This is a genomic window from Alienimonas chondri (genome assembly GCF_013036045.1).
GTDB lineage: Bacteria > Planctomycetota > Planctomycetia > Planctomycetales > Planctomycetaceae > Alienimonas > Alienimonas chondri.
The window spans coordinates 1-4,189 of sequence record NZ_WTPX01000251.1; the positions used below are offsets into that span (position 1 = coordinate 1).

2 protein-coding genes and 1 pseudogene are annotated in these 4,189 nt (G+C 72.5%); 2 read left to right on the forward strand and 1 reads right to left on the reverse strand.

Annotated features, from left to right (window positions below):
• Positions 1 to 1,244: pseudogene (locus LzC2_RS20480) on the reverse strand (hypothetical protein); the annotation flags it as partial.
• A 356-nt stretch (positions 1,245 to 1,600) separates the two neighbouring features.
• On the opposite strand from LzC2_RS20480, the gene LzC2_RS20485 reads away from it, so the two are divergent.
• Both LzC2_RS20485 and LzC2_RS20490 read left to right on the forward strand, forming a co-directional pair.
• Positions 1,601 to 2,791 (forward strand): hypothetical protein, encoded by a 1,191-nt coding sequence (locus tag LzC2_RS20485; protein WP_171189888.1) that lies wholly within the window; start codon positions 1,601 to 1,603, stop codon positions 2,789 to 2,791.
• Positions 2,788 to 4,189 (forward strand): hypothetical protein (locus tag LzC2_RS20490; RefSeq protein WP_171189889.1); only part of this gene is annotated, 1,402 nt, incomplete at its 3' end. The genes LzC2_RS20485 and LzC2_RS20490, both read left to right, overlap by 4 nt.

Here is a 4,189-nt window from a genome sequence, read left to right on the forward strand (position 1 = left end):
GGCGTGGTCGGGGGGGCGTTCTCCGCGGGAGGCTTCGCGGCGGGCCTCGGCGCCGGTTTCGGTCGCGGCGGGGCGGGTTCATCGCCGCGGGACTGACGCATGCGGGCCAGCAGCGCCTCCATGTAATCATCGACCGATTCCTCGACCGACCCGCTCTTCGGGGCGACGTCGAGCGACGCCGCAGCCGGCATGGGAGCCGGTTCGGCGACGCTCTCCACGGCCGACTCCTCAGCAGGCTCGCTGACCGGTGCGGCAAGAGGCGCCTCGGGCCGAGCGGTGACCGGCTCGATCCACGTCGGTTCCTCGGCTTCGGTCGGTTCGTCCGCCGCCAAGTCGGTCTCTGCGATCGGCGGCGAAACCGCGAGGGAGGCCGGCTCCTCGTCGCCGGCGAACCAGCGCGGGGACGCGGACGAGAGGGAATCCGGGACGTCCGCCTGCTCGTAGACCTCCGCCTCTTGACCCTCGTTCGGGTCGGAGTCCGGCGCCGATGCATCGAACGCCGTCTCGTGGTGGGGGTCTCGATCCGCCGGGGGCGAATCGAAGGACATCGACATCACATCCTCCGCTTCGGCGGGCGCGACGATCTCCTCCGACGCGTCGCGCTCCGTATCGGCGAGATCCAAGTCGAACATCTCGCTCAGCAGCGAGCGTAGCGGCGGCTTGGCGCCGGATGGCTTGGCGTCGGCGGTTCCCTCGTCGCGCGACGGCGTCCGCAGCGGGAGACCCAGCCCCGCGAGCGGTTGGAACGGGTCGTCGTCCCGCGACGCCTCGGGCACTTCGATCGCACGTTTCGCGTCCAAAGCGCGGCCCGGCTCCGGCGGTTCCGCGGGGAGAGACGGCTCGTCCCAGCAGAGTTCCCCCTCGGGTTGAGTCTCAGGAACCTTGTCTTCCGTGGGAGGCTCAGGTTCCAACGACTCGTCGGCGGAACGCGTCAACTCGCCCGCGATCTCCGGGGCGGAGGCCGCCGCGGTCGGCGCTGCCGGGGCCGGCGGCGCAACGGGGGCTTCCTCTGCCGCGATCTCGTCCGCAATCGATGGTTCGTCGACGTCTGTCACGACGTCAGTCGTCGGGAGAACGGCCGTAGGGAGAACGGCTTCGACCTCCGCGGGGACGGCGGACTCCTCTGAACCGCTTTCGTCCGAAGCCGTTTCGTCCGGGCCGATTTCGTCCTGCTCATCCAGGTGGGACGGCTCGGCGAGTTCGGCTTGCTCCGACGGCTCTTCCGCTGAGGGCGACGGCGGCACCGGGGCGCGGGGGGCGGCCTGCTCGCGGCCGCGACGTCGGCGTCGCGATTCTTCCCTCGGGAGCGATCGCGAATCGTCGAACGGGCGGTCCGGCCGGGTATCTAGCTCGCTCCCGGGAGCGGGTCAAAGCGGCACGTGGCGGGAACGCCACATTTGGCGGCGATCGGCTTTCCGCCGCTCGATTGCCCCGTTCGCCCGGGGGCGCCGGTTCCGCCGCGACCGGCCGGCACGGAGCGAAGATGAACCATCTCGCTCCGGGAGACGTTGAAAGGTACGGCGGCCGACCGACAATCCGACGGAGCCGCTTTCGCCTGCACACATCCATCCGATCCCTCCCCCGACGCCGTAGGTCGACGATGCCGGGGCTTTCTCTCACCGGCGCCTGGGTCGATCGCGTCGCGGGGGCGGTGCCGTTCGCCCGCTCGCTGCCGGGATTCGGCGTCTTGGCGGGACGAGCCGGAGCGTCGCCCCCGCCGCCGGCGCCCTTCTCGCTGGAATGCCGCTGCGGCTCGGCGGTGACGGGGATGCGCTCGGAGCGGGAGCGACACGAATCCTGTCTGAACTGCGGCGAACGGCATTTCGTCCTGCCCGCGGACGTCTACCCCGCGGCGCCCGCGGCTCGCCCCGCCGGCGCCAAACCGAAGTCCACGGAATCTGCGTCGGAAGCGAAGGCCGCTCAGCCCGTCGCCGCCCCCGCGGCGCCGGCCGTCCCCGCGGCGCCGCGCATTCCGCTTCGCACGCGGCTGAAAGGGTTCGTCCGGCGTGAGGCCACGCCGCTGCGGTTGATCGCGCTCGGCGTCGCGGCGGCGGTGTTGGGGACGACCTGGTGGGGCGTCGTGCAAGCCCGTCGGGCCGATGCGCGGGTCACGATCGCGGAGACGCCCGCCGTCGCTGAGGAGGCGCTGGCCGCCGGGCAGTTCGGCGTCGCGCTCCGCGGCGACCCGCACCGCGGCGACGCCGATCTCGCCTCCCGCACGCCCGCGGAGATCGCCCGGGAGGCCGCCGTCCGTTCGCCCGCCGACCGCGAGGACTGGCTGACGGCGTACGACCGCCTGTACCGCGGTCGTTGGGTGATCCTCGACACGCACGCCGCCCGCGTCGCGATGGAAGAGGCTCCCGCCGCCGCTTCAGACAACGCCTCCGACCCGGAGCGTTCCGACGACGTTCGCCCGATGGCTCCCTCGGACCGCATCGAGTTGCTCTACCCGCTGGTCGCTGCGGGCACGCGGTTCCGTCTGATCGGCGATCCGAACGTTCCGGGCGATCTGGCGTCGGGCGACGATCCGCAGCGGGTCGTGCTCGCCGGCCGGTACGGAGACTGCGTTCTCGTCCCGAGCGCCCGCGGCGGGGAGGTGTGGGAGCTGCGATTGGAACCGGGATCGGCGTTCCTCTGGACGGGCGCCGACACGCTCTCCGCGATCGGCTTTGACCTCTCCGACCCCGACGGCGCCGCGTTGCGGGCGGTTCTCGATCGACAGGCGACGGAGTTGGGACTCGAACGTCCCCCGAGCGAGTCCCCGATCCCCGAAGCGGAGGAGGAGAGATGAACTGCGTTCGGCCCGTCGCGCTGCTTTGTCTGCTGGCCTCCGTCGCGGCGGCCGCCCCCCCGGAGGGGGTGATGAGCAGCGAAGCGTTCCTCGAAACCCGCGATTTCTGGCCGGAATGGGAGCGGTCCGGGGAGATCTTCAAAGTGGAGGGCCGCGTCCGGGTCGTGGCCGGGGGAACGCTCCGACTGGAGAACGTCCCGCTAACGGTGCGGCCGGCCGCCGGCGCCTCGCTGGGCCGAGCGGACAACGACACCGCGGTCGTCGAGGTCACCGGTCGCCTCGCCTCCGGCACCCGGGGCCGGTATCTCCAGGCGACGAGCGTGCAGGTGCTGCCGTCCGACGCCGCGACGTTCGTCGACCGGAAGTTGGCCCTCGACCGAACCGACCCCGCCGCGCTGGAGGGGCTGGCCGAATGGGCGGAGAAGCGGGCGGCGTTCTACGAAGATTCCGGACTCGCCCGCCGGGCGCGGGAGGAGCGCCGGGCGGCGTTCGATCTCCGCTGGGACGCCGCCGGCGAGGCGACGAAGCGTCCCGAGAACGCCCCCGAGGGCGTGCCGTCGGGGATCTGGGCGCAGTTCGTGCTGTTGGACGCGACCCCTGACGGAGCGACGAGCGGGCTGGATGCGCAGGACCGGCGAGCGTTGATTCACGGTCTGCTGCAAGGCTGGTGGCGAGCGATGCGGGACGACGACGAGGCGAATCTCGCGGCGCTCTCCGGTCAGATCCGCCGTCGATTGCCCGGCGCCGCGACGCCGCCGTCGGAGGAACCGAAATCGGCCGATCTTTTCGCGGCCTACGACCGCGCCCCGCAGGAGACGTACGCCGGCGCCGATGAGGCCCGTCGGTCACGGCTGGACCGACGGTTCTTCGCCCTGGTCGAACGTACGCGGATCGAACGGACCGCGGCCCCCGACGGCCGCAACGGGCTGGCCGTGGCGAAGGAACTGTCGGTTCGCCTGCCCGAACTGACGGACCTGGCCGAGGAATACCGCGATCGAGAGCTGGCGTGGCGGATCGCGCGCGTCGCCAACTCGACCCGAGCCGACGCGATCGAACTGGCGGAGCAACTCAAGGCGCGCGGCGAACCCGAGCGGGCCGCGGAGGTTCTGCAAACCTGGCTGGCGGCTCGCGAGCGGTCGCTGCGGGCGGAGGGCATCGGCGGGCTGATCCGGGCCGCCGAGGAGTACCGCCTCGTCGCCGAGGACGACGACGCCGCGATCCGCCTGCTGACGGAGGCCTACGCCGCCGCGAACCCCGGCAGCCCGGAGGAGACCGCGGTCGGCGGCAAGCTGCGGGAGTTGGGGCTGACGCTCGCCGGGGGGCGCTGGCGAACCGCCGCCGAAGCCGCGGCGATGCCGGTGGACCCGGTCACGGCGGCGGTGCGGGACGGCCGCGTGG